The sequence below is a fragment of the Pseudomonas brassicacearum subsp. neoaurantiaca genome, assembly GCF_013608025.1.
In the GTDB taxonomy this organism is placed as follows: domain Bacteria; phylum Pseudomonadota; class Gammaproteobacteria; order Pseudomonadales; family Pseudomonadaceae; genus Aquipseudomonas.
Window position 1 is genome coordinate 184,981 of the sequence record NZ_VDLV01000001.1, and the last position, 23,321, is coordinate 208,301.

Here is a 23,321-nt window from a genome sequence, read left to right on the forward strand (position 1 = left end):
CCGCTGGCACGTTCCACCAACAGATTGAGGATTTGAACATGCAACAGCTTCCTGGTTTCAAACGCGTGGTCACCGGGCACGATGCCCAGGGGCGGGCGGTGGTCGCCCTCAGCGGACCGACGCCGAACAGCTTCCCGCTCAAGGCCGTACCCGGCACGGTTTTCCACGAGATCTGGAACAGCGGCGCCAGCCCGGCCGTGCTCGACAACGGCGACGATCCCACCCGCAAGCCGCTTCAATTGAGCCCGGCGCCGCTGGGCAGCGTCATCCGCGTGGTGGACATCCCGCCCGACAGCGTCCAGAACCAGGTCAGTGCCGAGGATGCCGCGGCGGCCTTTGCCGAAATAGGCCAGGCCCATGCCGGTACGGGGCAGGCGGACTCAAGGCACAAGCTGATGCACCGCACCGAAACACTGGATTACGGCGTGGTGACGGAGGGCGAGGTCTGGCTGGTCCTCGATGGCGAAGAGGTGCATCTCAAGCGCGGTGACATCGTCGTGCAGCGCGGCACCAATCACGCCTGGAGCAATCGCACCGAGCAGATGGCCCGCATGCTCTTCGTGCTGCTCGACGGTCGCTTCGCCCCCGAGCTGCAAGGAGCACAGGTATGAAGCTCAGTACCCTCAAGGATCACAGCCGCGACGGTCGTCTGTTGGTGGTATCGCGCAACCTGGCGTGGGCGGTGGAGGCCAGTGACATCGCCGGGACCCTGCAGGAGGCCATCGAGCATTGGCCGAGCGTCGAAGCCGCTTTGCGCGCTCGCTATGACGCCTTGAACGAAGGCTCACTGGCCGAGGCCTTCGCCTTCGATCCACAACAAGCCGCCGCACCTTTGCCGCGTGCCTGGCAGTGGCTGGATGCCTCGTCGTTTCTCAGCCATGGCGAGCGGATGCAGAAAGCGTTTTCGCTGGATCCCATCGAAGGTGTCGAACACACGCCGCTGATGTACCAAGGCTCTGGCGATGATTTTCTCGGCGCTCGCGAGGACATCGTGCTGCCCAGTGAAAGCCATGGCATCGACTTCGAAGGTGAATTCGCCGTGGTCGTCGATGAGGTTCCCATGGGATGCTCGGCACAAGACGCCATCGCCCGTATCCGCCTCATCGTGCAAGTCAACGATGTCAGCTTGCGCGCACTGGCACCCCGCGAAATGAAGACGGGCTTCGGTTTTATCCAGGCCAAATCCTCGTCAAGTTTCGCACCGGTGGCAATCACCCCCGACGAGTTGGGCGAAGCCTGGCGCGACGGGCGCGTGCACTTGCCGCTGAAGGTCGAGTGGAATGGCCAGTGGTTCGGGCATGCCCACGGTGGCGCCATGCATTTCGGCTTTCATCAATTGATTGCCCATGCGGCCCTGACCCGGCGTCTCAGGGCCGGCTGCGTGATCGGTTCCGGCACGGTTTCCAATGCCGATCCCAGCGTTGGGGCGGCTTGCATCGCTGAACGTCGTGCCGTGGAGATGATTGAACAGGGCGCGCCTCAAACGTCCTTCATGCGATTTGGCGACCGTGTGCGCATGGACGTCATCGATGCGCAAGGGCAGTCGGTCTTTGGCGCGATAGACCAGCGTGTCGTCTGCGGAGAGCGCCCATGCGCGTGATGATTACCGGTGCAAACGGTTTTGTCGGGCGGGCATTGGTGCAGCGTCTGCTCGACACGAATCAACTGCGAGGCCAGCCCATCAGCGCGTTGATCCTGGTGGATAAGGAGCTGGCGGGTTTCACTGACGATAAGCGCCTGCGCCGTCATTGCGGCAGCATCACCGATGCCGCGTTGCTGCGTCGCGCCCTGGCCGATGGCATCGATGTGGTGTTCCACCTGGTGAGCGTGCCGGGCGGCGCGGCCGAGCAGCAGTATTCACTGGGCTATCAGGTCAACTTGCTGGCGAGCCTGGAGTTGCTCGATCAGTTGCGCGAACAGCCTGGCGTGCCGGTGCTGGTGTACGCCAGCAGCGTGGCGGTGTACGGCGGCGACCTGCCGGCGCGCATGGATGAGCGTGCCGTGCCACACCCGCAGATAAGCTATGGCGCGCACAAAGTGATGGTGGAAACGGCCCTCAATGACCTGGCTCGGCGAGGCGAGGTGGACGGTCGTGCCGTGCGCCTGCCCGGCATCGTCGCGCGTCCACGTGAGCCCAACGGCCTGCGTTCGGCGTTCATGAGCGATCTGCTGCAGGCTTTTGCCCTGGGCGAGCCGTATTGCTGCCCAGTGTCGCCGCAGGCGCAGGCGTGGTGGATGTCGGTGCGGTGCTGCGTCGATAACCTGCTGCGAGCCGCCGAGCTGCCGACCGCCGAACTCGGCGAATCACGGGTCTGGCAACTGCCGTTGTTGCACCTGTCCATTGCCCAGGTCATCGATGCCCTGGCCGCTGCCTACGGCCAGGAACGCCGTGGGCTGATCAGCTTCGCACCGGATGCCGGGCTGCAAGCCTTGTTCGGCAGTTTCCCGGCGATGAAAACCCCACTGGCCCGGGCCCTTGGCTTTCGCCATGACGGCTCGGCAGCCGCCTTGATACGCAACAGTTTGAAGCCTGCTGCCTCGGCGCGTCGTGCGCGAGGGCGGGTGGCGCTTGGAGTGACTGATCATGCAACCGACTAAACGCCGTCTGGTGGACCTGTCCGTGACCCTGGACAATAACCCTTACACCGATCCGCCACCGTTGCTGCCGAAAATCGACTACATGGACCATCAACAAGGCTGGCCGGAGATGGCCGCGATGTTTCCCGGCCTGTCCAAGGCGCAAATGCCCGGCGACGAATCCTGGGCCGCGGAGCGCCTGCAGATCACTACCCACAGCGGTACGCACATGGACGCCCCCTGGCATTACGCCTCGACCACGGACGGCGGCAAACCGGCGTTCGGCATCGACGAACTGCCACTGGACTGGTGCCTGCAACCGGGGGTGAAACTGGATTTTCGCCATATGCCAGACGGTCATGTGGTCAGCGCCGCCGAAATACAGGCTGAGCTGGCGCGCATCGAGCACGTGCTCCAGCCGTTGGACATCGTCCTGGTCAATACCCGCGCCGGTGCATTGTTCGGCCAGCCAGGGTATCTGGACGCCGGGGTCGGCATCGGCCGCGAGGCCACGTTGTATTTGCTCGAGCGCGGCGTGCGCGTGGTCGGCACCGATGCCTGGAGTTGGGATGCGCCGTTCAAGTACACGCGCGAACGCTTCGCCGCCACCGGCGATGCCTCGATCATCTGGGAAGGGCACAAGGCCGGGCGCGACATCGGCTACGGCCAGATGGAAAAACTGGCGAACCTGGAATGCCTGCCGGCCCATGGCTTCCAGGTGTCTTGCTTCCCTTACAAGATCAGGCACGCTTCGGCCGGCTTCGTCCGCGCCGTGGCGATTTTCGAGGAATGACCGTGCGTGCGGCGGATGGAAAAAAACGCGGCAATCTTTCCCGAGGGCTTGAGGTGCTGCTTTCCGAGCACATCATCGAGGGGCGACTGCGTAGCGGAGAACAATTGCCCACCGAGTCGGCCCTCATGCTCGAACACGGAGTCAGCAGGACCGTGGTGCGCGAGGCGATGTCGCGTTTGCAGGCCGCCGGAATGGTCGAGACACGCCATGGCATCGGTACGTTTGTGCGCGATAGCACGCTGTCATTGAAGACCTTCATCGACCCGGCGACGATCGGTGTCATTGTCGATTCGCTGGCAATCATGGAGTTCCGGATTGGCCTGGAAGTCGAAGCCGCCGGGCTCGCTGCGCAACGCCGCCGCCCTGATCAGTTGGCGGGTTTGCGAGCGCTGCTCGATCAGCTCGGGCAGCCGGCAGTCAGCCTCAATGATCGGGCGGCGCTGGATTTCCAGTTCCATCTGGGCATCGCCGAGGCGACTGGCAATCACTACATCGCCAACACGTTGCTCAACCTGGGCGTGGTCATCATTCCCCGCAGCCGATTGGATTCCGCGCGGCTGTTCCATGATGAGCCTTTGCACTACGAACAGCGCATGCAAAGCGAGCACGAACAGATCTACCAGGCGATCTTCAATCAGGATGCCGAATGCGCACGCGCGGCCATGCGCCTGCACCTCCAGGACAGTCGCGAGTACCTGCATCAGGCCCGCAACGAGCTGCTGACATGACCAGCGTTCACGATGCCCAGGTGCCGGAAACGACGACACAGCATCCAGCCACTGCGCTGACCATCATCGATCCGCGCTGGACCTTGTTCGTCCGTGTCGTGGCGGCTGGCAGCCTCAGCAAGGCCGCCGTATTGCTGGACATGCCGCAATCCATGGTCAGTCGCAACATCGCCTTGCTCGAGTCGCAATGTGGCGAGCGCCTGTTCCATCGCACCGGACGAGGTGTGGTCCTGACCGAATTCGGCGAACAACTGTTGCCCTGTATCTCCGGCCTGATTGCGGACGCGGAAGGCCTTGCCGATGACATTCGCAACCTGCGTGGAAAACCGGTGGGCGAGGTGGTCGTGGGCATGTTGCCCTCAGCGGTGCGGCGGTTCGCGGGGACGCTGTTTTCCACGGTGCGGGCGCAGATGCCCGGGGTAAGGTTGCATTTGATCGAGGGCGCCAGTGCTCAACTCGAAGAGCAGTTGCACGACGGTCGCCTGGATATGGCGCTGGTGCTGCGCGAGAGCGAGGCGAGCATCGGGCAAGCGCATCTGCTGGCAAGGCTCCCACTGCATCTGGTGGGGCCTGCGGTCGATCCTCTTTTCGCCAGTCGAGACATTCCGTTGAAGCAGTTATCTGGATTGCCCCTGGTCGTACCCGGGCGACCGCATCTGTTGAGGGCCAGGCTCGACCACTTGGCCGCCGATCAAGGTGTCGAATTATCCGTGGCCGTGGAAGCCGATTCCGTCCAGCTGCAGTACGAAGTCGTGGCGGCGGGGGGCGGCTATGCCATTGCGTCGGTGCTGCCGGGCTCGTTGGATCAGCGATTGGTGTCATCGCGAATCGTCGAGCCGGTCCTCGAGCGCTTCGTTGTCCTGGCGGAGTCGCCCCGGCGCCCGGTGACGCGTGCCTCCCGTGAGGTGCGCCGGTTGATCTGCAACCTGTCCATGCCATCGACTTAAGCGATAGCTGCTTTCGCTCCCCAGCAGTATTCGGTGCGGGGAGCGCCTCGTAGGGTGTCAGTCAACCAACGATTGATACCGATTGCGAGGTTCGCACCATGCATCACGCTCAAGAATCCCAAGTCATCGCCCCGACGCTTTTCCTCAGCGATGCCGATGTTGCCTCTCTCGCCGATTGGGGCACTGCCGTCGCCGCACTCGCCGAGGCGTATGCCCATCCGACGTCCGACGCGATGGTGCCGCCTCGTTCCATGGCACGTGGCGACGGGCTCTGGCTGCGCAGTTTGACCGCCGTACCACCCACCGGTGGCCAGATGGGCTGCAAGTTGATTGCCGCTTCCATGCGGGCGCGCTGCGCCAGCTACCTGATCGCCTTGTTCAACCAGCAGACCATGGCCCTCAGTGCGCTGATCGACGGCAACCGGGTGACCGGTCTGCGTACCGCCGCCACCGCTGCGCTGGCGGTCGATTTGCTGGCGCCCCAGCGAGCGCTGCGGGTGGGGGTGATTGGCGCCGGGTTCGAGGCGCGGGGTGCGCTGGACTGCCTCAAGTCGGTGCGCGACGTGTCCCATGTCCGGGTGTTCAGTCCAACGCCCGCGAGCCGTGAGCGTTTTGCCGAAAGCTTCAGGCCCGGGCTGGATATCCAGGCGGTGAGCAGCGCCCAGGAGGCGGTGCGGGACGCTGACGTGGTGATCTGTGCCGCCCGCAGCCGTGACGAGTCTCCGGTGTTGCAAGGCGCGTGGCTTTGCCCGGGCGCCACGGTCGTGTCGTTGGGTTCCACCTTGCCTGAGCAACGGGAGGTTGATCCGGTCACGATGGAGCGAGCCGCCTGCATTGTCGCGGATATGCCGCAAGAGGTGCTCCACGATACCGGTGACGCCATCGCCGCGATCAGTGCCGGCGTGTATGTCGCCGACAAATTGGTCGCGCTGTCGGACCTGGTCGCGGGCCGTGTCACCCCGCGCCAGCAGGCAAGCGACATCGTTCTCTACAAATCGGTGGGCTCGGCGCTGCAGGACGTCGTCATCGCCCAAGCGCTGTACGAGCGCGCCCGGCAACAAGGCCTCGGCATCGAGCTGCCTGCCAGCATTGTCCCTGTCTCGAAATAACCCTCACTGTCCAAAGGAAATCATCATGGCCACATACAAGAAAGCGGACGCCCGTACCTGGGCGCGGGAAAACCTGGTGGGCTGCTCGGCTGTCACCATTCCAAGTTTCAGCGCCGATCTGAAGCGACTCAACGAACGTGGCATTCGCCACGACATTGAACATACGGTCGGCCTGGGCTACAGCGCCACGTTGCTGTGCAGCGAACTGGCGATCTCTCCCCAGGAGAACGCGCAGTTCACGGCCTGGGCCCGTGAGTCGGGGAAAAACCTGATCCTGTTCTTCCATGCTGCTTTTGGGACGCTTGCCGAGAACATCGAGGCGGTGAAGCTCGCCGAGAATGCCGGTGCGGATATTGTCCTGCTGTCCTATCCACCGCAGTTCTGGCCGACCAACGAGCAGGAAATCTACGACTACACCAAGGCGTTCTGCGACGCGACGGACCTTGCCGTGATGCTGTTTCCGATTCCGTTGTGGGGTTTTGAACGGGTGCATCCGGCGGGTATGTCCCTGGAGTTGGTCCGTCGGCTGTTGGCTGATTGCCCGAACATCGCGGCGATCAAATCGGAGCAAGGGTTCCCACTGCCGGCGGGCATTTGCGAGATGTATTACCACTTCCGTGATCAGGTGGTGATCAGTTGCCCGATCGAAGGTGACGCGATCCCCTTGATGAGCCTGATGAAACTGCAGTTTTCTGGCACCAGCAACACCGCCTGGATGAGCGACTACTACCCGAAAGCGTTCGAACTGGCGCGCACGGGGCGCTTTGAAGAGGCGATGGAACTGTATTGGAAGGTCAATCCGGCCCGCAGTGCCAACGGCGCTGCCGCGCAGAGCTACGCCGGCGGTACCGGTGTGCTTAACCGGACGATGTGGAAATACCAGGACTGGCTCGCCGGCTTCAATGGCGGCCCGTTGCGTGCCCCGGCGATGCGCGTCCCGGATCGCTTCATGAAGTCGCTGCGCCAAGGCTTGGTTGCGTCGGGGTTGCCGGTGACTTCGGACCCGGACAGCGCCTTCATGATCGGGCGCCATCTGTGCTGATGGGGAGGATTGCACAGTGAAACATTTACTCAAGGATCCCACGCTGTGGCGTACCGACGCCTACATCGCTGGACAATGGCTGGCCGAGACGCCGCACGGTCGGTACACGTTGCGCAACCCGGTGGATCAGACGGTGCTGGCCGAGTTGCCGCGCTGTCGCGAAGCTGAAGTCCGGCAGGCTATCGATGCGGCGCACGACGCCTTCGGCCCGTGGCGTCGCTTGACGGCCAAGCGCCGTGGCGAGGTGTTGCGCCGTTGGTATGAGCTGATGGTCGAACATCGCGAGGACATTGCCACGCTGATTACCCTGGAGGAGGGCAAGCCACTGGAGGAGGCGCGCGGTGAAGTCGATTACGCGGCGTCTTTCGTGCGATGGTTTGGCGAAGAAGCCACACGGGTGCGCGGTGATCTGATTCCGGGGGTGAAGGACACTCAGCGCATCGTCGTACTGCGCGAGCCCATCGGCGTCTGCGCGGCGATAACGCCCTGGAATTTCCCGGCCGCGATGATCACGCGCAAGGCCGCTCCAGCCCTCGCGGCCGGTTGCACCATGGTGGTGAAACCGGCCAGCCAGACACCTTTGACCGCGTTGGCGCTCGCTGAACTGGCCCTGCGCGCGGGGGTGCCGGGCGGCGTTTTCAGTGTCATCACCGGTAATGACACTCGCGACATTGCCGGTGAGCTCACGGCCAACCCGTTGGTGCGCAAACTCACCTTCACGGGGTCCACCGAAGTGGGCCGGCTGTTGTTGGCGCAAGCGGCGCAGACGGTCAAGAAATGCTCCATGGAGCTGGGCGGCAACGCTCCGTTCATTGTCTTCGACGATGCGGACCTCGATGCTGCAGCCGACGGCGTGATGGTGGCCAAGTTTCGCAACGGCGGGCAATCCTGTATCGGCGCGAACCGGGTGCTGGTGCAGTCGGGGGTTCATGACGCATTGGCCGAGCGCATCGTTGAGCGGATGGCGCGCCTGAAGGTGGGCAATGGCCTGGAGCCTGGCGTGCAGGTCGGGCCGTTGATCGATGACGCGGCCGTACGAAAATCCCAGGCGCTGGTGGATGATGCACTGGCGCAAGGTGCCCGGCTGCTGTCCGGCGGCAAACCCCATGCGCTGGGCGGGTGTTTCTTCCAGCCCACCTTGCTGACCGATGTGACCCACGGGATGCGGGTCGCTCGCGAGGAGATCTTCGGCCCGGTCATGCCGCTGGTGCGTTTCGACAACGATGACCAGGCCATCGCGATGGCCAATGACAGCGAGTTCGGTTTGGCGGCGTACCTGTTCAGCCGTGACGCGGCACGCATCTGGCGCAACGCCGCACGCATCGAATCGGGCATGGTGGGCATCAACTGCGGTCTGATTTCAAATGAGGTCGCACCCTTCGGTGGCGTGAAACAGAGCGGTCTTGGGCGAGAGGGATCCCACCTGGGAATCGACGAGTTCCTTGAAGTGAAATACCTCTGCTGGGATGGCTTGGAGAGCGTGTGAAACCAGTGGGAGCGAGCCTGCTCGCGAAGTTGGCGGCACAGCCAGCATCGCTGTGGGCTGACGTACCGCTATCGCGAGCAGGCTCGCTCCTACAAGTATTTTCAGTGTTTGGCACATTGATGCATGGCTTGGACCTTCTTGGCTGACGCACCGCTGAACGCTTTTGTGGCGAGGGGATTTATCCCCGCTGGGCTGCGCAGCAGCCCCCTGTTTTTTGGGCGCTTCGCACCCAAGCGGGAGCAAGCTCCCTCGCCACGGGGTTGTGGTGGCTGGCGTGGCCATATCAGGCTCGCTCCCACCCGTATTTCCAGTGTTTGGTCCATTGAGGTTTGGGTTTGCACCTTCATGGCTGACGCAATGCTGAGCGCTTTTGTGGCGAGGGAGCTTGCTCCCGCTGGGCTGCGTAGCGGCCCCAAACCAGCCAATTCGGTCTGTCAGAAAGATTGAGTTCACTGTTTTAGGGCTGCTGCGCAGCCCAGCGGGGATAAATCCCCTCGCCACGGGGGTTGTGGTGGCTCGTGTGGCCGTATCAGGCCAGCCACATAACCTTGTGGGGTAGAGTGTTTGGTCCATTGAGGCTTGGGCTTGCACCTTCATGGCTGACGCACCGCTGAGCGTTTTTGTGGCGAGGGGATTTATCCCCGCTGGGCTGCGTAGCGGCCCCCTGTTTTGTGGGCGCTTCGCACCCAAGCGGGAGCAAGCTCCCTCGCCACGGGGTTGGGGTGGCTGGTGTGGTCATTTCAGGCCAGGCACATAACCTTGTGGGAGCGAGCTTGCTCGCGAAGTCGGCGGCACAGCCACTATCGCTGTGGGCTGATGTACCGCTATCGCGAGCAGGCTCGCTCCCACACGAGTGTTTGGTCTATTGATGCTTGGGCTTGCACCTTCGTGGCTGACGCACCGCTGAGCGTTTTTGTGGCGAGGGGATTTATCCCCGCTGGGCTGCGCAGCAGCCCCTGTTTTGTGGGCGCTTCGCACCCAAGCGGGAGCGAGCTCCCTCGCCACGGGGTTGTGGTGGCTGGTGTGGGCATATCAGGCCAGGCACTTAGCCTGTGGGAGGTGTGCAGCAATTGGGCAGCCTTGCGGCGAGACCCATCGCCGGCAGCGATACCTCGGATTGTGCAAAGCGATTTCAGCGCTGATACCCGATTCGATAGTCTCGTGGCTGATCCGGCATTTTTCGTCGGCATTTTCATCATTCTGCGGCATTGATTCGATGACGCCGCAGAGCTTGTCGGTGCGCCAGGCAATGTCCGCCCGATTGAAATAAGAATAATTAGGAGAGCGCGATGATTGCAGCAGTCAGTAAGGTCCTGGTAATCGGAGGCGGGTTTTCCGGTATGACCGCGGCCATCCAGCTCGCCCGCCAGGGCGTCGAAGTCGACCTGGTGGAGATAGACCCGCTGTGGTGTCCGCTGGGGGCGGGTATTACGCTCAGTGGGCCTACGTTGCGAGCGCTGGATACGATTGGAATTCTTGAACGGGTGGCTGGGGAAGGGTACCTGTCTACCGACTTCGATGTGTTTTCACCGACGGGCGAACTGATCGTCCAATTGGCACTTCGTCCTCCTGTCAGCGATAAGCCGATTCCTTGTGGCGGCGGCATCCTGCGCCCGGTGCTGGCTCGAATCTTCGCCGATAAAACCAGGGAAGTGGGCACCCGCGTGCGCCTTGGCATCACCTACGACAGCATCATCGAACAGGATGATGGCGTTGAGGTGTCTTTCACCGACGGGACCGCCGAACGCTATGACCTGGTCATCGCCGCCGATGGTGTGCATTCGCGGATGCGCAAGGAGTTTTTCCCACAAGCACCGTCGCCAAAACCCATCCACCAAAGTGTCTGGCGCGCAGTATTGAGGCGCCCGCCGGAAATCGTCCGGCCCACCCACTGGTTGGGACGTACCAAGGTTGGTGTCAATCCGATTTCCGACACGCACATGTACATGTTCCTGATGGAGAATCGCGATTTTTCCGAGTGGATCGATCCGGCCACCTGGCCTGGCGAGATGGCCCGTCTGCTGGGCGAGTTCCCGGCCCCGATCCTGCAAGCGCTGGTGCCGCAACTCTACGAGTCGGGCGCCAATATCGACTATCGCCCGCTGGCCAATCTGTTGGTGCCGTTGCCCTGGCACCAAGGCCGCATCGTGATGATCGGGGATACGGTGCATGCCACCACGCCGCACCTGGCTTCCGGGGCTGGCATTGGCATCGAGAGCGCCATCGTGCTGGCTGAGGAACTGCTCGCCGAAAGTGATCTTCAGACCGCCCTGGCCCGATTCGAGGCGCGACGTTGGGAGCGTTGCCAACTAGTGGTCGAGAACTCCGCCCGCCTGTGCGAGATAGAAAAGAATGGCGGTGACAAGGATGAGCATGCCCAGATCATGCGCGAATCCACTGCGCTATTGGCCGAGCCTGTTTGAGCCACGCCCGGGCATGAATAAAAAGGACGGCTTTGATAGTCGTCCTTTTTTATTTCAGAGCCAGCCATGCCAATGCAATCATTTGGTTGCGATTGCCAATGATCTATCGGTCCAGATCAAGAATGACAACTTCCTTCACATAAACGAAAAACGATTCTGACGACAGCGCGATCCCGTCGTCGGAAAGCTGTTGGAACAATGACCGCTGGTACCGCCGAAAGTCTTGAAGATCCGCTTCGTTTTCGAACCACAGGCTGGAAACGCCTTCATAAACGCCTATGTCCGGCCCGAAATACGATGTCACCCGGTCCCCTTCGGGCATATACCGGGCGCGAACATGCCTGCGCAGGGCCTTTTGGAACGCCGGATATTCACTCGCCGCCGCAGCATGAGCGCGATCCCAGGCGTTGAAAAAAGCCTCGAGCTGCACCGCGGGGTTCTTTTTGATGAAAAGCATGGCCTTCCAATCCGTCGGCAACACACCGGTTTCGGACAGCTCGACCTCATCCATCAGTTGCGCAACCTGCTTGGAAAGGTCAGCGAAGTTCTTTGCATCAGGCCCCGTGGTCTGCTGGGTATAGGGGTCGCTGAAGGTGGCGATCAGGTCCGACATGTTTTCAAAGAACAATTCGGTAATCGAATCCCTGTGAAAAGTTTGCGTGTAAGCATTATCGGAATCGACGCCAAAGGCCGCGTCGATGACATGATTCTGAACGTAGCGTTTGACGCCCAGAGGCTTGGCTTGGGCGATCCTTCCGTGCTGGTGCTCTATGTACTCCAGGAATTCACCATGGGTCATGCCGGGTTTCCTGCGTACAGCGGCTAGCATCTTAATCATGAGCGGGCTCTCGCTTTATTATTCGACGGACTTTTCAGCCCTGAGAATATAAAGCGAGGGTCGAGCGGCTAACCAATCGCTGTTTCCGCTGTCAGGTATCGCGCAATGACATGCCTGATCCAGTCTTTACCGCTTTTCGAAAAAATAATCCCGCCAGGCTGTCGATTTCCGCCATCGCCATTCGACTACCCTGTAGAGCCGCCACACGGACGGCTTGATCCATTCAATCCCAGGAGATATGAGCATGCGATTTATGGTGATCGTCAAGGCCAGTCCGGAATCGGAAGCCGGAGAAATGCCCAGCGCGGAGCTGCTGGCCGCCATGGGTGCCTACAACGAAGAATTGGCCAAGGCTGGGGTGATGCTCGCCGGCGAGGGCCTGCATCCCAGTTCGCAAGGCGTGCGCGTGCGGTTTTCCGGCAAGGACCGGACCGTTGTCGAGGGGCCTTTCGCCCAGACCAGCGAGCTGATCGCCGGGTTCTGGATCTTCAAGGTTCAGTCGCTGCAGGAGGCGGTCGACTGGGTCAAGCGTTGTCCGAACCCGATGATCAGCGACAGTGAAATCGAGATCCGCCAGATCTTCGAACTCGAGGAGTTCGGCGAGAGCTTCACGCCTGAATTACAAGCACAGGAAGAACGTCTGCGGGCGCAGATATCCAGTCAATCGTGAAACCGATGAAAGGAGAGCACACCATGAGAATCATTCCGTACCTGACCTTCGATGGCCGTTGCAAGGAAGCCTTCGCGTTGTACAAGGACGTGCTGGGCGGCGAGTTGTTTTCCATGTCTTTTGCCGACGCGCCAGAAGACGTCGGCATGCCCAAGGACCCGGACCTGATCATGCACACCTGCCTGACCGTGGGCAATTTCAGCCTGATGGCGTCGGACTGCCCACCAGGCCAGCCGTATCGCAAGCCGCAAGGCGTGTCGGTATCCCTTAACGTTGACAGCGCGGAGGAGGCCGAGCGGCTGTTCAACGGCCTGGGCGCGGGTGGCAGCGTGCACATGCCCTTGGCAAAGACGTTCTGGGCGGAACGCTTCGCCATGTTCGAAGACCGTTTCGGGATCGCCTGGATGGTCAACTACGAGGGGCGCCAATAAGCCGGGCGTAGCCAGGGTCGCCGGCCTGGGCGCGGTTGGCGGCCCGAAAAGGACTTGATAATTGCAGAACCCGACTATCCTTTCGGTACTGCACTCTTGGCAAAGGGACGCCATGCCAGACCATGATCGCGCCACCGGCCCCAGTTCCCGCCTCATCCGGGCTGATCGAAGCTGTTTGATCGGGCCGTCGCTACGCTGGATGACGTCCATTGCGGTCTCCTGTTTTCTCGCGGCAACTGCCGGCTACGGCCAGGAGCAACCAAACGAAGCAGCTGCCACGGTGACGGTGGCTCAAGCCCGGGAAATCTTGGCCAAGGCCACCCTCGGGGCCGCTCGTTGGAGCGGTCCTGAATCCGGCCCGCAAGCCCAGAGGAGCAAGAGCATCGCCCTTGTCGCAGAAGACTTGCGCAACGGGGGCATTGTCGGTGTCGCGCAGGGTGCCCGGGAGGCGGCCAGCGCGTTGGGCTGGACGCTGAAGATATTCGATGGCGCAGGCTCATCGGCCGGGCGCGCCAAGGCTTTGTCCGATGCCCTGGCCGCGAAGCCCGACGGCCTGATCCTGTGCGGCTCCGATGCCCTTGAGAACAACGCGGCACTGACGCGCTTCGCCGACAAGGACATCCCGGTGGTCGGCTGGCATGCTGGGGTGCGCCCCGGGCCGATTGACGGTACGCCGGTGGCCATGAACGTCACGAGCGACCCGCTTGAAGTGGCTCGCCTTACCGCCATGGCGGCGGTGGCGCAGTCAAACGGACAGGCCGGCGTGGTCATCCTCACCGACTCCAGGTACAGCATTGCCATGACCAAAGCCAAGGCCATGGAAGATGTCATTCGGGCCTGTCAGGGATGTTCGATGCTGGAAATGCGGGACGTTGCGATCTCCGAAAGCAGCGAGAAGATGCCGGCGGTCACCAGGGAGTTGCTCCAGCGCTATGGCAAGCGCTGGACCCACACGCTGGCGATCAACGATATCTATTTCGACTACTCGATTGCCTCGTTGACCGGCGCCGCGATTCCCAGTGATGGCATCAGCCTGCTCTCCGCCGGGGATGGCAGCGCGTCGGCTTTCCTGCGCATCCAGGCGAAAACCTACCAGACCGTCACCGTCGCCGAGCCGCTCAACTTGCATGGCTGGCAAGTGATGGACGAATTGAACCGGCTGTTTGCAGGCCAGCCGGTGAGTGGCTTCATCGCGCCGATCCACTTGGTCAACGCCGACAATATCGCCTTCGATGGCGGAAAAAAATCCCAGTACGATCCGGATAACGGCTATCGAGACATCTATCGCCGCCAATGGAACCCCTGATGTTGGATATTTTTTCCCGGCTTGGACGCCGGCTCTGGCCACAATCACTCCGCGCCCAGTTCGCGCTGGCGTTTGTGGCGCTGGCGCTGTTGATTCTCGCGGGGGGAGCCACGGCGGTCTACGCGTTGCGTTCCTCGAACAACGCCACTCGGCAACTGACGGATGAGCGGCTGGTCCGCATGCAAAATGGCCAGGACATGGTGCAGCGTACATTGCTGATCGAACGCCAGACCGACCAGCTCCTGACCACTCGTTCACCCGACGTCCTGCGATCGAGCTATGCCGCGACCGTCGAACAGCTTGGAGCCCTGGACCAACTGGTTCAGCAGTTGACCGCCGCGAACAGTGCCGTGGCGATACTCGATATGCACCAGTCGAGCCAGTTGTTCCGCAATACCGCCAACATCGTTGCGCAGTTGCGTGAAAGCCTGCTGCGAACCGAGATAACGTTCGAGCAGGCCCTGGAGGATCGCACCGCCCGGTTAACGGCGGCCAACACGCCGGCCAGCCTGGAGCGGGCGGTGTTGCTTTTCGATCTGTCGCAGGCGGCTGACAGTGAGGCCGTGCAACGGTTGCGGGTGCGCTATGAACGTTTGTCACCCGAGGCAGCTTCACTTGACGCTGGCATGGGCAAGCCCGATCTGTTTTCCCTGCGCGGGACGCTCGTCGATCAGCACAACGTCATAAAGCGCTTCAACGAGGAACTGCAGAATCAGGCCGGGGTGTTGGTCGCCTTGGCCCGTGCGCAATCGAACGCCTATACCGAGGACTATCGGGCAGCCGTGCAGCGGCTGGTGGAGGACTCGAACCGTAGCCAGCAATGGGTACTGATCATGTTGGGCGCCAGCCTGGTGCTCGCCTGGTTCGTGACCCGGGTCTTCATGGGCCGCCATGTGCTCGTGCGCCTGAATGAGATAAGCCGGCAGTTGCGCCAGGAGCACACGGACAAGACCCATTTGATGATGGCGGACCATGGCAACGACGAAATCGGCAACATGGCGCGGGCGGTGAATCAGTTTCTCGAGGACCGGCTTCAGTTGGAAAAAAGAACAGCCCAACTGAGCATCGCCACTGAACGGCTCGCCGTGCAGAACAGCCGGCTGGAGCAAGAGGCGGTCATTCGTGCCGGCCAAGGGCATGTCCTGGAGCTGATCGCCAGGAGCACCGAACTCGCCGAAGTGCTCGACAGCCTGGCTCACCTGGTCGAGTCCCAGCTGGAGGGCATGATGGTGTCGATCCTGTTGCTGGATGAGGAAGGCAAGCACCTGCACCACGGGGCCGCACCCAGCTTGCCCAAAGCCTATAGCCAGCTCATCGACGGGATCGAGATTGGTCCGAGCGTTGGTTCATGTGGCACCTCGGCGTATCGACGAGAACCGGTCATCGTCACGGACATCCAACAGGATCCGCTGTGGGAGGCGTACCGTTCAATTGCCGAGCCCTACGGGTTCCGCGCCTGCTGGTCGACGCCGATCCTGTCCCACGAGCGAAAGGTGCTGGGTACGTTTGCCTTGTATGCCAAGACCGTGCGCAGCCCCAGCCCGGCCGAGACGCAACTGATCGACCTGGCGACCCCGCTTGCCGGGATTGCCATCGAACGCCAGTTGACCGAAAAGCGCATTCGCTTCATGGGCGATCATGACGTGCTGACCGGGCTGCCGAATCGCACGCTGCTCGAAGACCGCCTCAAGCAGGCGATGCTTTATGCCCAGCGCTACAACCGGCTGGTGACGGTGGTGTTTCTCGACCTGGACAAATTCAAGCTGGTCAATGACAGCCTTGGGCACAGTGCCGGGGACGAACTGTTGAAGACCGTGGCCCAGCGCATGGTGGAGTGTGTCCGTCGTACCGACACCGTTGTGCGATTGGGAGGCGACGAGTTTGTGATCATCCTTTTCGACCAGCCCTCGGACCTCGACGGCGTGACGCCCGTCCTGCACAAGCTCCAGGAAGCCATCCTGCAACCGATCCACCTCAGCGGCCATAAACTCCACGTCACCTGCAGCATAGGGCTGGCGACTTACCCTGCCGACGGCAGCGACACCGACACGTTGATCAGCAATGCCGACGCCGCCATGTACCGGGCCAAGGAGTTAGGTCGCAACAGCTTCCAGTTCTACACGAGCGAGATGAATACCAAGGTCCAGGGCAAGCTGGCCATGCAGGATGGGCTTCGAAACGCGCTCGACAATGACGAGTTCCTGTTGTTGTACCAGCCACAGGTGGATTTGCAGTCGGGCCAGATCATCGGTGTGGAAGCGTTGATTCGCTGGCAGCATCCCGAGCTTGGCGTGGTGTCTCCCATCAAGTTCATTCCCCAGGCCGAAGAAACCGGCTTGATCGTGCCCATCGGGGACTGGGTGATCCATACCGCATGCCGACAGAACAAGGCGTGGCAGGCGGCCGGCTTGCCGCCGATCACCGTGTCGGTGAACATCTCGGCGCGCCAGTTCGTCGAAAGAAACCTGATCGACCGGGTCAACCATGCCTTGCAAGAATCCGGGCTGGAGCCGATGTACCTTGAGCTGGAGCTGACGGAAAGCCTGATCATGCAAGACCTTCAGCAAGCCATCAGCAAAATGAAGGCGCTGCAGGCAATGGGCACCAGTCTCTCGATCGACGATTTCGGCACCGGCTATTCCAGTCTTGCGGCGTTGAAGAGCTTCCCGATTGCGAGACTCAAGATCGACCAGTCTTTCGTGCGTGACCTGCCTGATAACGAAAACGACAAGGCCATCGCCACCGCGGTGATTTCGTTGGGGCACAAACTGAACCTCAAGGTCATTGCCGAAGGTGTCGAAACCGAAGAGCAGCAGGCCTTCCTGCGGGAAAATGGCTGCGATGAGATTCAAGGTTACTTTTTCAGCAAGGCCGTCAGTGCAGAGGAAATCGGACAGTTGCTGCGTATGCCACGATTGCCTCAGTCAAGCCGCGCCCTGAAGCCGGACTCGACAGGACAGCCGCACGGTATAAAACGCCCGGGCCGTCCAATGCCCGGACATTAGTTCAGCGAGTCATAGCTTCCCAGCCCAGACTTGGGGTCTGCGCGCGGTCCAAGGCAATGCGCGCTCCAATTGACCTGCCAGGCGCAGCAGCACGTCTTCCCGACCAAAACCCGCCGAGAATTGCATGCCGATCGGCAGGCCCGTGTCCGGATCAAAGGCCAGCGGCACCGACATGGAAGGGCACCCCGTTACATTGGCCAAGGCAGTGAAAGGCGAGTGGTTGAATACGCGATCCATCCAGCTCTTGCCGTCCAACTGCTCCTGGCCCGCGTTGTATTGACCTATTGCAGGCGGCAGCGCGGGCAGCGTCGGACTCAGCAGGATGTCGTATTGGCAGAAAAAGTTGCCCAGGCTGCGGGTCACCACATTTCTGTAATGCATGGCCTCCAGTAAATCGATGGCAGTCAGTTCACTGCCCATCCGGTGCAGCGCAAGCGTGGCCGGCTCAAGTGCGCTGGCATCGATGGCGCGGCCGGTTCCAGCGGCGATGGCATTGATCCAGGCAGCGGTGTTGGCTGACCAGAACCGGGCGTTCATTTCGACAAAGCCTTCCCAGCCGAGGCCAATGTCGAGGCAGACTTCGTCCACGTTGTGCCCCATGCCTTGGAGCTGGACGGCAACGTGGCGAGTCGCATCGACGACCGGCTCGACCGAGCGAGTGGCGTTCAGCGGATGGAGCAGAAGGCCAACGCGCAGTGATTCCGGATCGCGCATCACTTCCGACGAATAGGCACGCTGCGGCTTGGCGATCTCGAAAGGGTCGCCTACGGCTGCGCCCTGGATTGCATCCAGCAGGGCAGCGCTGTCGCGCACGGTGCGACTGACGACCCCATGAACCGCGAGCCCGGCCCACACCTCGTCCACCGCCGGGCCCATTGAAATCCTGCCCCGGCTGGGCTTGAGGCCGAATAACCCCGTGGAGGCTGCGGGAACGCGGATCGAACCGCCGCCATCGGTGGCGTGCGCGGCAGGCACCAGGCCGGCGGCGACGGCGGCGGCCGAGCCACCGCTAGAGCCACCCGCGCTGCGGCTCAGGTCCCAGGGGTTGCGTGTCGGTCCTGAAAATACGCCTTCGGTGGTGGTGCTGGCGGCCAGTTCCGGTGTGGTGGTCCTGCCGAGGGTTACCAGGCCTGCCTGCCGCAAGCGGGCCATCAGGTTGGAGTCTTCCTCGGCGATGCATCCGGCAGCCAGGCGGCTACCCAACTCGTTCAGACGCCCCTTGGCAGTCAGGCCCAGGTCTTTCACCAGAAAGGGCACGCCGGCGAACGGCCCGGTAGCGGCCGCGGGTTCATCTTCCCAAACCTCGATCACGGCATTGATCTGGGGATTGAGCTGCTCGATGGCGGACAGTGCCGCAGCGCGGATTTCGGCTTGGGTGACTTGACCGCTGGCGATCAGCTCAGCCAGGCCCAGTGCATCGTGTGCGGCGTATTCAGCAGGTTTCATCACATTCTCCGAGCCAGTAGCCTGGCAAAAGCGTTATGATTTACTCTTCAGTATCGGTCGATACTGATAGGTATAGTAAGATACCGTTGAGTATCGATGTCAAGTGGAGAGCGCCATGCGGCCTGAACGAATTCCCCAATTGGCCCCTCGAGAAAGAATTCTCGATGCAGCCGAGGAACTGTTTTTTAGCGAAGGCATCAGTCGGGTGACGGTGGATGCCATTGCGGCAAAGGCAAAATCGACCAAGATGACCGTCTACCGGCATTTCGATTCGAAAGACGCGCTGGTGCTGGAGTGGTTGCGGTTGCTCGTCGAGCAATACTCCGACATTTTCGAAACCCTGGCCGCGCAGCATGCCGGTGATCCCAAGGCGCAGATCCTCGGATTTGCCGAGTTCATCGCGCGGGATCTCTCGGCCTCGTCCTATCGGGGCTGTCCATTTACCAATTCATTGGCGGAGATACCGGAGCCGGCCCATCCCGCCCGCATTCTTATCGAAGAACACAAAAAGCGTCAGTTCCTCCGGTTGGTGGCGCTCTGTGTCGAAGCCGGTCTGCCCGAGCCGAACCCCGTGGCGATGGAACTCACCTATTTGATGGAAGGGGCCCAGGTCGTTGCGCAGAACAAAAGCATCGAGGGCGTTGGTGAAAACCTCGTGGCGATGGTTCGGAAAAAAATCGCCGGCTGAATCGAGAGGCCCTACAGCGTGAAAAAAATCATTCGAGTCGATGATCTTCAGGTGTTCGTGACCACCACCGACGTCGGCAGCCTTTCAGCGGCGGCACGCTTGCTGGACATCTCTCCGGCATTGGCCAGCGTCGCAGTGCAACGGCTGGAAGGGAGCCTTGGGGTGCGGTTGTTCGTGCGCTCCACGCGGCGGCTGCGTCTGTCGGATGACGGTGAACGCTACCTGACTCATGCACGGCAGGCGCTGGAAGCATTGGGGGACGGCGAGCTTGCCCTGGCCCAGGGACGCGATGAAGTCGCCGGGACGCTGCGGCTGTCCATGCCTTCGGACATCGGGCGCAACCTGTTGCTGCCGTGGCTGGATGAGTTCCAGCAGTTGCACCCCAAGGTGTTGTTGCAGTTGCGCGTCAGCGACCAGGTCGCGGATCTGTTCAGCGAGCACCTGGACGCGAGCATCCGCTACGGCCAGTTGGCCGACTCCAGCCTGGTGTCCTTGGCGCTGGAGCCCTCCAACAGGAGGACCGTGTGCGCATCCCCTGAGTACATCGCTCGCCATGGCCAGCCACGGACGCCTGCCGAATTGAGCGGGCACAATTGCCTTCGTTATGTAATGGGCGAACAGACCTTCGAGCGCTGGAGTTTCCAGACACCAGAAGGGGTGGAAACGGTGCAGGTGATGGGAAACCGGATCAGCGATGATGCGGACATCGTCAGGCGCTGGGCGGTGTCTGGGCTCGGAATCGTCTACAAATCCAAGCTCGACGTCATGGACGACCTGCGCAATGGCCGCCTGGTGGAAATCTTCCCGCCGGACCATGGACAGCCAGCACCGCTGCAACTGGTGTGCGCCCACCGAACTTCGCTGACCCCTGCGGTGCAGGTGTTGAGGTCTTTTCTGGCAGCGCGTTTCGAACGTTACGTGAACGCGTGAACGACAACGGCGCACATCACACCGGCGTTATCAGCGGTCAACCATGCCCAATTCATCAGTACGCAACGTCAACACCGCAAAGCCTGACGCTGTCACCGCCACGGTGTGTTCGAATTGCGCAGAAAGCGCCCCGTCCTTCGTCACCACGGTCCATCCGTCGGCCTCGGTCCTGACGTGCGGCGCACCCTGGTTGAGCATCGGCTCGATGGTGAAAACCATGCCCTCACGCAGGACGAGCCCGGTTCCCGGCTTGCCGAAGTGCAACACCTGGGGTTCCTCATGCATCTGCCGGCCGATGCCATGGCCGCAATATTCACGGACCACCGAATATCCGTTGAGCGTGGCATGGCGTTGGATGGCTGAGCCGATATCGCCCAGGCGTGCGCCCGGGCGGACGCTGCGAATGCCTTTCCACAGCGCTTCGTAGGTCACCTGGACCAGCGTCCTGGCGGCTGGATCGACGTCGCCAATCAGGTAGGTCTTGCTGGAATCGGCGATATAGCCGTTCTTCTCCAGGGTGATATCCAGATTGACGATGTCGCCGTTCTGAAGCACTTGCGAACGCGACGGTACTCCATGGCAGACCACCTCGTTGATCGAGCAGTTCAGCACGAAGCCATAGCCGTATTGTCCCTTGCTGGCGGGGCGGGCCTGAAGATCGCGGACAATCATGTGCTCGACCATTTCATCGATCTGAAGCGTCGACAGGCCCATCAAAGGGGTCCGGTCCAGCCGTTCGAACACCGACGCCAGCAACCGGCCGGATTCGGCCATCAAGGCCAGTTCCTCGGGGCGCTTGATCATTGGACGCTAGCCTCCAGTGGCTGCGCGGTGACACCGGCGTCACTGAGCTCGCGCTGGATGACCTCGTTGAAGCTGAGGGTAGGGTTGGTCTCGCACAGCATGCCAACCTTGATCCAGAAGGCCGCTTGCGCGTTGATCGAGCGGCAGGACACCTTGGTCGCCTTGCGCAGCTGATCGTGGAGTTCGTCGTCGATGTTCACAATGCCCATGTGTGGCTCCTATATGAAACGTAATCAAATCATATACGTTTCATATATTTTTGGGCCAGCACCTTTTCTTGCCGCTCCTCAAGGGACCGGTTAGCCGACGTCCTCGACGCGTAACAAGATCGGCGTCACGCGGCGCTCTCCGACTTTCACAACCTTCATGCTCCATTCATTGGCGACGCGCGTTGTCGCGCTGGCGATAGAAGTCCGCCCTGCGCCTGGCATCCTCACGCTGGCTCTGCTCGTAATGCTTGCGTTTTTCACGAGCCGTTGACTCCTGGGCCTTCTGGTGCGAGTCATTCTCCCGTTCGGTTTTTTCCGCTTCCCGCTGTTGTGCCCAATAACGCCGATATGTTCCCGGGCCCGGTCGAGGTCTTCAGCATGGGTCTGTTGCGCCGTCACGCACATGATTGCAAAGGCGAGGGTGGTGAGGTGGCGCATGGGAAAACGTCTCCAGTGAGGCGGCAAGCACCGCGCATCCGGTAGACATCTGTTTCCAGAAAAGTTGCCTCTGGAGAATGTTTTGAGCCCTAGCGCAACAGATGCACGGCCAAGCCCACCAGCGCACAGCCGAGCAACACCTGGATCACGCCACGCTTGAAGCGAAACAGCGCGACCGCCGCCGCCAGCGCAATCAGTGCCGATGGCCAGTCGAGGCTGCCGGCGAATCCGCGTGGCCAGAGCACGTGATAGCCAAAGAAACATGCAAGGTTGAGGATCACCCCGACCACCGCTGCGGTAATGGCGGTGAGCGGTGCGGTGAACTTGAGTTCGTTGTGGGTCGATTCCACCAGCGGGCCGCCCGCCAGGATGAACAGGAAAGAGGGCAGGAAGGTGAACCAGGTGACCAGGGCTGCCGCAACGGCACCAGCCAGGAACACTTGATCGGCGCCAAACACCTGCGACACATAGGCACCGACAAACCCAACGAAAGCCACCACCATGATCAGCGGTCCGGGGGTGGTTTCGCCGAGCGCCAGGCCGTCGATCATCTGGGTCGGGGTCAGCCAGCCGTAGTGACCGACCGCGCCTTGATAGACGTAAGGCAGCACCGCATAAGCGCCACCGAAGGTCAGCAGGGCAGCTTTGGTGAAAAACCAGCCCATCTGCGTCAACGTGCCTTCCCAACCAAACAGCGCAGTCAACAAGCCCATCGGCAGAGCCCACAACAAAACACCCAGCATCGCCAGGAAGGCGAGCCTCGGCCAGCTGAAACGGGCGTGGTCGGGAGTGGGCGTTTCGTCATCGATCAGGGCCGGTCCGAATGATTTTTTTGCGGCGCCATGCCCACCGACCTGGAATTTCTCCGGTGCCAGCCGGCCGCCAACATAACCGATGAGCGCTGCGCCCAGCACGATCAGGGGGAAGGGCACGTTGAATGCGAAGATTGCCGTGAACGAAGCCGCGGCGATGGCCCACAGCCAATTGTTCTTCAATGCCCGCGAACCGATTCGATGCGCCGCCTGCACGACGATCGCCGTGACGGCCGGCTTGATCCCGTAAAACAGGCCGGCCACCACCGGGACTTCGCCGAAGGCTATATACATCCAGGACAGCGCGATCAGGATGAAGAGCGACGGCAGGACGAACAGGGCGCCGGCGACCACGCCGCCCCAGGAGCGATGCATCAGCCAGCCAATGTAGGTCGCCAACTGCTGGGCCTCGGGCCCGGGCAGCAACATGCAGTAGTTGAGCGCGTGGAGGAAACGTCGCTCGGAGATCCAGCGTCGCCGCTCGACCAGCTCCTGGTGCATGATCGAAATCTGCCCGGCAGGGCCGCCGAAGCTGATGAAGCCCAGTTTCAGCCAGAACCAGAAAGCCACCCGCAAGCTGATGGGCTCAGGTCTCGGAAGATCGTTTTCGATGGCAGATTCGGCAAGCTTTTGGGTCAT

22 protein-coding genes are annotated in these 23,321 nt (G+C 61.6%); 16 read left to right on the plus strand and 6 right to left on the minus strand.

The annotated features are described in order from the left end of the window. Nucleotides 1-38 precede the first annotated feature (38 nt). The 10 genes from FHK92_RS00815 (at nucleotide 39) to FHK92_RS00860 (ending at nucleotide 11,105) form a co-directional block, all read left to right on the plus strand. Complete coding sequence (locus FHK92_RS00815; protein WP_181286352.1) at nucleotides 39-611, plus strand: cupin domain-containing protein; 573 nt, start codon at nucleotides 39-41, stop codon at nucleotides 609-611. Then, nucleotides 608-1,600, plus strand: a complete 993-nt coding sequence (locus FHK92_RS00820; protein WP_181286353.1) for a fumarylacetoacetate hydrolase family protein — start codon at nucleotides 608-610, stop codon at nucleotides 1,598-1,600. The genes FHK92_RS00815 and FHK92_RS00820 overlap by 4 nt, the downstream gene beginning before the upstream one ends. Beyond that, a complete protein-coding gene (locus FHK92_RS00825; RefSeq protein ID WP_181286354.1) occupies nucleotides 1,591-2,598 on the plus strand; it encodes an NAD-dependent epimerase/dehydratase family protein in 1,008 nt (335 codons plus the stop codon). The genes FHK92_RS00820 and FHK92_RS00825 overlap by 10 nt, the downstream gene beginning before the upstream one ends. Then, entirely contained in the window at nucleotides 2,585-3,370 is a 786-nt protein-coding gene (locus FHK92_RS00830) for a cyclase family protein (protein WP_181286355.1), read from the plus strand. The genes FHK92_RS00825 and FHK92_RS00830 overlap by 14 nt, the downstream gene beginning before the upstream one ends. Beyond that, the gene (locus FHK92_RS00835) at nucleotides 3,367-4,098 is read left to right on the plus strand and encodes a FadR/GntR family transcriptional regulator (RefSeq protein ID WP_181286356.1); all 732 of its coding nucleotides are present in this window, start codon (nucleotides 3,367-3,369) and stop codon (nucleotides 4,096-4,098) included. The genes FHK92_RS00830 and FHK92_RS00835 overlap by 4 nt, the downstream gene beginning before the upstream one ends. Continuing rightward, on the plus strand, nucleotides 4,095-5,045 hold the full coding sequence (locus FHK92_RS00840) for a LysR family transcriptional regulator (protein WP_258232530.1): 951 nt from the start codon (nucleotides 4,095-4,097) through the stop codon (nucleotides 5,043-5,045). Before FHK92_RS00835 ends, FHK92_RS00840 begins: the two co-directional genes overlap by 4 nt. Nucleotides 5,046-5,143: 98 nt before the next feature. After that, on the plus strand, nucleotides 5,144-6,154 hold the full coding sequence (locus FHK92_RS00845; RefSeq protein ID WP_181286357.1) for an ornithine cyclodeaminase family protein: 1,011 nt from the start codon (nucleotides 5,144-5,146) through the stop codon (nucleotides 6,152-6,154). A 25-nt stretch (nucleotides 6,155-6,179) separates the two neighbouring features. After that, entirely contained in the window at nucleotides 6,180-7,196 is a 1,017-nt protein-coding gene (locus FHK92_RS00850) for a dihydrodipicolinate synthase family protein (RefSeq protein ID WP_181286358.1), read from the plus strand. Between the two features lie 16 nt (nucleotides 7,197-7,212). Continuing rightward, nucleotides 7,213-8,682: an NAD-dependent succinate-semialdehyde dehydrogenase gene (locus FHK92_RS00855; protein ID WP_181286359.1), complete on the plus strand. Its 1,470-nt coding sequence runs from the start codon at nucleotides 7,213-7,215 to the stop codon at nucleotides 8,680-8,682. A gap of 1,289 nt (nucleotides 8,683-9,971) precedes the next feature. Next, nucleotides 9,972-11,105 (plus strand): FAD-dependent oxidoreductase, encoded by a 1,134-nt coding sequence (locus tag FHK92_RS00860; RefSeq protein ID WP_181286360.1) that lies wholly within the window; start codon nucleotides 9,972-9,974, stop codon nucleotides 11,103-11,105. A gap of 103 nt (nucleotides 11,106-11,208) precedes the next feature. On the opposite strand, the gene FHK92_RS00865 is transcribed toward FHK92_RS00860, so the two are convergent. Beyond that, nucleotides 11,209-11,904, minus strand: a complete 696-nt coding sequence (locus tag FHK92_RS00865; RefSeq protein ID WP_258232531.1) for an EthD domain-containing protein — start codon at nucleotides 11,902-11,904, stop codon at nucleotides 11,209-11,211. Between the two features lie 283 nt (nucleotides 11,905-12,187). Here FHK92_RS00865 and FHK92_RS00870 point away from each other — a divergent pair, with 283 nt between their 5' ends. From FHK92_RS00870 to FHK92_RS00885, 4 genes are all read left to right on the plus strand, one after another. Continuing rightward, the gene (locus tag FHK92_RS00870; RefSeq protein ID WP_181286362.1) at nucleotides 12,188-12,613 is read left to right on the plus strand and encodes a YciI family protein; all 426 of its coding nucleotides are present in this window, start codon (nucleotides 12,188-12,190) and stop codon (nucleotides 12,611-12,613) included. A 23-nt stretch (nucleotides 12,614-12,636) separates the two neighbouring features. Continuing rightward, nucleotides 12,637-13,044: a VOC family protein gene (locus tag FHK92_RS00875; protein WP_181286363.1), complete on the plus strand. Its 408-nt coding sequence runs from the start codon at nucleotides 12,637-12,639 to the stop codon at nucleotides 13,042-13,044. Nucleotides 13,045-13,330: 286 nt separating this feature from the next. Continuing rightward, nucleotides 13,331-14,350 carry a substrate-binding domain-containing protein gene (locus FHK92_RS00880; protein ID WP_309109592.1) on the plus strand — a complete coding sequence of 340 codons (1,020 nt, stop codon included), beginning with the start codon at nucleotides 13,331-13,333 and terminating at the stop codon, nucleotides 14,348-14,350. Further along, the gene (locus FHK92_RS00885; RefSeq protein WP_181286365.1) at nucleotides 14,338-17,355 is read left to right on the plus strand and encodes an EAL domain-containing protein; all 3,018 of its coding nucleotides are present in this window, start codon (nucleotides 14,338-14,340) and stop codon (nucleotides 17,353-17,355) included. The genes FHK92_RS00880 and FHK92_RS00885 overlap by 13 nt, the downstream gene beginning before the upstream one ends. A 9-nt stretch (nucleotides 17,356-17,364) precedes the next feature. Here FHK92_RS00885 and FHK92_RS00890 read toward each other — a convergent pair whose 3' ends face one another. After that, nucleotides 17,365-18,801 carry an amidase gene (locus tag FHK92_RS00890; protein ID WP_181286366.1) on the minus strand — a complete coding sequence of 479 codons (1,437 nt, stop codon included), beginning with the start codon at nucleotides 18,799-18,801 and terminating at the stop codon, nucleotides 17,365-17,367. A gap of 115 nt (nucleotides 18,802-18,916) precedes the next feature. Between FHK92_RS00890 and FHK92_RS00895 the strand changes: the two genes are divergently transcribed. Together FHK92_RS00895 and FHK92_RS00900 are read left to right on the plus strand one after the other, a co-directional pair. Beyond that, nucleotides 18,917-19,489: a TetR/AcrR family transcriptional regulator gene (locus tag FHK92_RS00895; protein WP_181286479.1), complete on the plus strand. Its 573-nt coding sequence runs from the start codon at nucleotides 18,917-18,919 to the stop codon at nucleotides 19,487-19,489. Between the two features lie 27 nt (nucleotides 19,490-19,516). Then, on the plus strand, nucleotides 19,517-20,419 hold the full coding sequence (locus FHK92_RS00900) for a LysR family transcriptional regulator (protein ID WP_181286480.1): 903 nt from the start codon (nucleotides 19,517-19,519) through the stop codon (nucleotides 20,417-20,419). Between the two features lie 30 nt (nucleotides 20,420-20,449). On the opposite strand, the gene map is transcribed toward FHK92_RS00900, so the two are convergent. From map to chrA, 4 genes are all read right to left on the minus strand, one after another. Next, complete coding sequence (gene map, locus FHK92_RS00905) at nucleotides 20,450-21,223, minus strand: type I methionyl aminopeptidase (RefSeq protein WP_181286367.1); 774 nt, start codon at nucleotides 21,221-21,223, stop codon at nucleotides 20,450-20,452. Further along, a complete protein-coding gene (locus FHK92_RS00910) occupies nucleotides 21,220-21,432 on the minus strand; it encodes a ParD-like family protein (RefSeq protein ID WP_181286368.1) in 213 nt (70 codons plus the stop codon). The genes map and FHK92_RS00910 overlap by 4 nt, the downstream gene beginning before the upstream one ends. Before the next feature lie 90 nt (nucleotides 21,433-21,522). Continuing rightward, entirely contained in the window at nucleotides 21,523-21,870 is a 348-nt protein-coding gene (locus tag FHK92_RS00915; RefSeq protein ID WP_181286369.1) for a hypothetical protein, read from the minus strand. Between the two features lie 89 nt (nucleotides 21,871-21,959). Next, on the minus strand, nucleotides 21,960-23,321 hold the full coding sequence (gene chrA, locus FHK92_RS00920; RefSeq protein ID WP_181286370.1) for a chromate efflux transporter: 1,362 nt from the start codon (nucleotides 23,319-23,321) through the stop codon (nucleotides 21,960-21,962).